This window comes from Acinetobacter sp. 226 (assembly GCF_048147925.1).
GTDB lineage: Bacteria > Pseudomonadota > Gammaproteobacteria > Pseudomonadales > Moraxellaceae > Acinetobacter > Acinetobacter pecorum.
Map to the genome: position 1 here is coordinate 1 of NZ_JAYWYX010000056.1, position 5,037 is coordinate 5,037.

Consider the following 5,037-nt stretch of genomic DNA (forward strand, 5'->3'; position numbering starts at 1 on the left):
GGTCTGATTCGTCTTAAAAATTACTATTATGCCTTTGCTTTAACAGACTTTTTTGTTTTTTTGTCGTGTGCAGAGAATAAAAAATTATATTTTTTAATAAGTTATAAAATGAGCTTCACAGTTAAAGATATTGCAAAAACATTAAGAGACAGCAAAAAACAAGGAAGTCCAGTAATTGTATTTACAGGTGCTGGTTGCTCCAAAAGCGCAGGCATGCCTTTAGCAAGTGAACTGATTGCTGAAATCAATAAAAAATTCAAAGGCAATCTCAAGGACTTAACTGATGAGCTAAAAAAAGATTATGGTGTGTGCATGAGTAAACTCACACCCCATGAACAAAAAACATTAATAGAAAAACATATTTCTAAAGCAAAGATTAATTGGGCTCATATTGCTTTAGCTAGCCTGCTAAAAAATGGTTATTTAGGAAAGGTGCTTACGTTTAATTTCGATAATATTTTGAATCGTGCATGTAGCTTAGATAACTTCTATCCTCCTACCTATGACTTAAAGGTTCTTTCAGAAGAGTATTTCTCTGCTATCCCGACTCAATCTATTGTTCACCTACATGGACAATGGAGTGGGTTTCAACTAGCCAATTCTGATATTGATACTGAAGCTCAAGCCAACAAATTAAAAAACTATATTAAAACTACTATTAATACTTCACCGACTCTTTTTATTGGTTATAGTGGTGGTGCTGATGCGTTCTTCAAACTTGTCGAAGAAGGTTTCATTGGCCAACATCGTTTATTCTGGGTTGATTACGCTAAAAAACCCAATATGAATGTCAAAAAATTTATTGATGCAAATCCCAATCACAGAAATTTCATTGCAGAACAAGACGCTGATCAATTTTTATTAGAATTAGCAATGGAGTTAAAATGCTTTCCTACAAATATGTTTGAAGACCCTATTAAACATATGCAAGAAGTTTTCGAGCTTATTAATGATTTCCCTCTTTCAGCAAAAAATGATCAAGTTGATATTCTTCAAGATACAAAAAAAACCTTAGAGATCACAAATCAAGCCAAACCTGCAATTGCTACAATAAAATTGGCTGAATTACTACATCATAAAAAATTTGATACTATTATTAATCAAACCACTTCATTAAATGTAGAGCATGAACCAGTCAGTAAAATATTAGCTTCCGCACATCTTGGCAAAGCTTTATCATTTTTAACAAAGGATGATAAGCAATTTGAGAAATACTTTAACAAAGCTATAGAAATAAAACCTAAATTTTATCAAGCTTATGCTCAAGTAGCTATTACATTAACTCACACACTAAAAGATTCATTTTTAGAACAATCAGTTTTTTATTATGAGAAATGTTTAACCATAAAACCTAATTTCAAGGATGATTTTTTCTTTGGTAATTACGGTAGTACTCTCTTAAGACTGGCTCAAATTAAAGAAGATGAAGATCTCTTTAAACAAGCTTTTGAGAAGTACGAGAAAGCCTTAAAAATTCAGCCTGATCATCCAAACAACCTTGGTAATTATGGTAGTGCTCTCATAGGACTCGCTCAAATTAAACAAGATGAAGAGCTCTTTAAACAAGCTTTTGAGAAGTACGAGAAAGCCTTAAAAATTCAGCCTGATCATGCTGAACATCTCGGCAATTATGGTAATGCTCTCTTAAGACTGGCTCAAATTAAAGAAGATGAAGAGCTCTTTAAACAAGCTTTTGAGAAGTACGAGGAAGCCTTAAAAATTCAGCCTGATCATGCTGAACATCTCGGCAATTATGGTAATGTTCTCTTAGGACTCGCGCGAATTAAACAAGATGAAGAGCTCTTTAAACAAGCTTTTGAGAAGTACGAGAAAGCCTTAAAAATTCAGCCTGATCATCCAAACAACCTTGGTAATTATGGTAGTGCTCTCTTAGGACTCGCTCGAATTAAACAAGATGAAGATGTCTTTAAGAAAGCCCTAAACTACCTCACAGAAGCTTTAAAAATTCAACCTAACCATACTTATAACTTAGCCTGTTACTATGCACTCACTAACCAGCCCAAACAATGCAAAGAACACCTACTTCATGCAGAAAAGCATAACACTCTACCAAATAATGCTTATATATACATAATTAAAGATAAAGATTTAGATAACGTCCGCAATGAACAATGGTTTATTGAACTTCTAGAACTTCTAAAAGCTAAAGTAGAAAATAATTAAACTGCCCAAATAAAAAACCCGCACTAAGCGGGTTTTTTATTACTTCAAAATCTTAAGCAGATTTCTTTGCTTGTGCATTCTTACGAATTGTAATCATAACCAGTTGAACTGCTGCTGGGGTTACACCTGGAATACGGCTTGCTTGCGCTAAAGTCTCAGGACGAACATCTTTCAGTTTCAGAGTAATTTCACGAGACAGACCAGACACGATGTCATAGTTAAAATCAGCAGGAATACGGGTTTCTTCCAGGCGTTTCATTTGTGCCACGTCTTCATGCTGACGGTTAATATAACCCGCATATTTCACTGCAATTTCAATTTGCTCACCGACAAATGGTGAGACTTCAGAATTGGTCAATTCTGCAATTTGAGCAAATGAAATATTAGGACGTTTCAACAAATCAATTGCCGAACACTCTTTAGACAGGTCTGCACTGGTCATCTCAACGAATTTTTTACCCATTGGATTGTTTGGTGCTGCCCACAGATGCTGCAAACGACCTGTTTCTTTTTCTACTGCTTCCATTTTCTCGCAGTATGCAGCCCAACGCTCGTCATCCACCAGTCCCATTTCACGACCGATTGGTGTTAAACGCTGGTCTGCGTTGTCTTCACGAAGCATTAAACGGTATTCGGCACGCGAGGTAAACATACGGTACGGTTCTTTGGTACCTAATGTGATCAGGTCATCCACAAGTACACCCATATACGCTTCATCACGTTTTGGTGTCCATTGCTCTTGATCCCATGCACGACGTGCAGCATTCAAACCTGCCAGCAAACCTTGTGCACCTGCTTCTTCATAACCGGTAGTACCGTTGATTTGGCCAGCAAAATACAGATTATTGATCGCTTTGGTTTCAAGCGTGAACTTCAACGCTTGCGGGTTGAAATAATCGTACTCAATCGCATAACCCGGACGAAGAATATGCGCATTCTCCATACCACGGATAGAACGTACCAGTTCAAACTGAACGTCAAATGGTAATGATGTTGAAATACCGTTCGGATAAAGCTCGTGTGTATCCAGACCTTCAGGCTCTAGGAAAACCTGATGCGAGTCTTTATCGGCGAAACGGTGAATCTTATCTTCAATCGACGGACAGTAACGTGGCCCCACCCCTTCAATCACCCCGGTATACATCGGTGAACGGTCTAAACCGCCACGAATGATTTCATGCGTGCGCTCATTGGTATGCGTAATATAGCAATTTACCTGCTCAGGGTGCATTGATGCATCCCCCATGAATGACATGGTCGGAGACGGGAAATCACCCGGCTGTGGCGTCATCACAGAGAAATCAACCGAACGCGCATCAATCCGTGGTGGTGTACCTGTTTTTAAACGACCTACCGGCAGTTGCAGCTCACGTAAACGATGGGCAAGTGAAATAGACGGTGGATCACCGGCACGACCACCACTGGATTTTTCCAACCCCACGTGAATTACGCCGCCCAAAAAGGTCCCTGCGGTGAGCACAACGGTTTTCGCATCAAAGCGAATACCCATTTGGGTTACAACACCTTTAACAGTATCGCCTTCAAGAATCAGGTCATCTGCTGCTTGCTGGAAAATATCTAAGTTCGCTTGGTTTTCTAATGTTTCGCGAATAGCGGCTTTATATCGCACACGGTCAGCCTGCGCGCGAGTGGCACGAACCGCTGCACCTTTACGTGAATTTAAAATACGGAATTGAATACCGCCTTTATCGGCAGCCAGCGCCATAGCGCCGCCCAAGGCATCAATTTCACGTACTAAATGCGATTTACCAATACCCCCGATGGCCGGGTTACAGCTCATCTGCCCTAAAGTCTCAATGTTGTGAGTTAAGAGTAAAGTCTGTCGGCCCATACGCGCCGCAGCTAAGGCCGCTTCCGTACCGGCGTGACCGCCACCGATAACAATAACATCGTATACTTTAGGATAGTGCATAGTGGTAAATTGAGAGATAAAAAGAATAGCTGGGCATTATAGCAAATTTCATTCTAAAGTAGACGAATTCAATCGATTTTATCTTGATATAACAACCTTTATATAGCAATTGGATAATGCAATGTAATTTAACTTTGCAGAGTAACTATATAAATTAAACATATAAGCCAAAAAATTTACTCGATTTACATTGTTTAATTTCGCATATTTTTTAATCTATACATTGATGACATTACAAACAAAGGTATAGAAGATGAATAAGAATATTTTGCTCTCAACTGTTTTATGTGGCTTATGTCTTGCTCCATTTGCTGCTATCGCAAATGATAAAATTGCGACCAGTTATAATGCTCAAAAGTACCAACAGGTTTGTAAAGGCAAAACCCAAGGTGCTCAAGTCAGTTACAGTACACGCGGGGTTCTCTTTAATGGCACCTGTGAACCACGTTTCTTCCCTGCCGGTAATCCTAGTTCTATCATAGGTGACGAGCCTGAACTTTATACTGCATGTACAAGCACAAGTGGCACAGCCACAGCGACCATTAATGGTACACAAATGAGCGGTAAGTGTGCTTTAGGCTTTACTCCACCGCACCCTCCTGTATCACAAATGATGCAGAATCAGTCACAAATGCAAAATCAGCGTATGCAACAACAAAACAATACTCAACCAATGCAACAGGGTTCTCAAACACAGCCCGGCATGTAATATGTAAGCAGTCCTATCCATAAACTGGCTGCATTACAAGAAAAAGTTATGACGGGCAAAGTGACTGCATTTTGCTCGTTTTTATTGCTTATTTATTCATCTAAGCTAAACTCGAAATATATCTATAAATGTATACTCTGCACACGACAAAAAAACAAAAAAGTCTGTTAAAGCAAAGGCATAATAGTAATTTTTAAGACGAATCAGACCA

At 38.9% G+C, this 5,037-nt stretch carries 3 protein-coding genes; 2 read left to right on the forward strand and 1 reads right to left on the reverse strand.

Annotated elements, in window-relative coordinates; genetic code table 11:
• Positions 1 to 2,184, forward strand: a 2,184-nt coding sequence (locus tag VXP95_RS15160; RefSeq protein ID WP_416712334.1) for a tetratricopeptide repeat protein, incomplete at its 5' end; no start/stop codon positions are given.
• 52 nt (positions 2,185 to 2,236) lie between these two features.
• Here VXP95_RS15160 and mnmG read toward each other — a convergent pair.
• On the reverse strand, positions 2,237 to 4,117 hold the full coding sequence (gene mnmG, locus VXP95_RS15165; protein WP_416712335.1) for a tRNA uridine-5-carboxymethylaminomethyl(34) synthesis enzyme MnmG: 1,881 nt from the start codon (positions 4,115 to 4,117) through the stop codon (positions 2,237 to 2,239).
• Between the two features lie 253 nt (positions 4,118 to 4,370).
• On the opposite strand from mnmG, the gene VXP95_RS15170 reads away from it, so the two are divergent.
• On the forward strand, positions 4,371 to 4,826 hold the full coding sequence (locus VXP95_RS15170) for a hypothetical protein (RefSeq protein WP_064102037.1): 456 nt from the start codon (positions 4,371 to 4,373) through the stop codon (positions 4,824 to 4,826).
• Positions 4,827 to 5,037 lie beyond the last annotated feature (211 nt).

Bases quoted from the DNA above. Each gene is read 5' to 3' on its own strand.
- mnmG (WP_416712335.1), bottom strand. From the start codon at position 4,117: ATGCACTATCCTAAAGTATACGATGTTATTGTTATCGGTGGCGGTCAC.
- VXP95_RS15170 (WP_064102037.1), top strand. From the start codon at position 4,371: ATGAATAAGAATATTTTGCTCTCAACTGTTTTATGTGGCTTATGTCTT.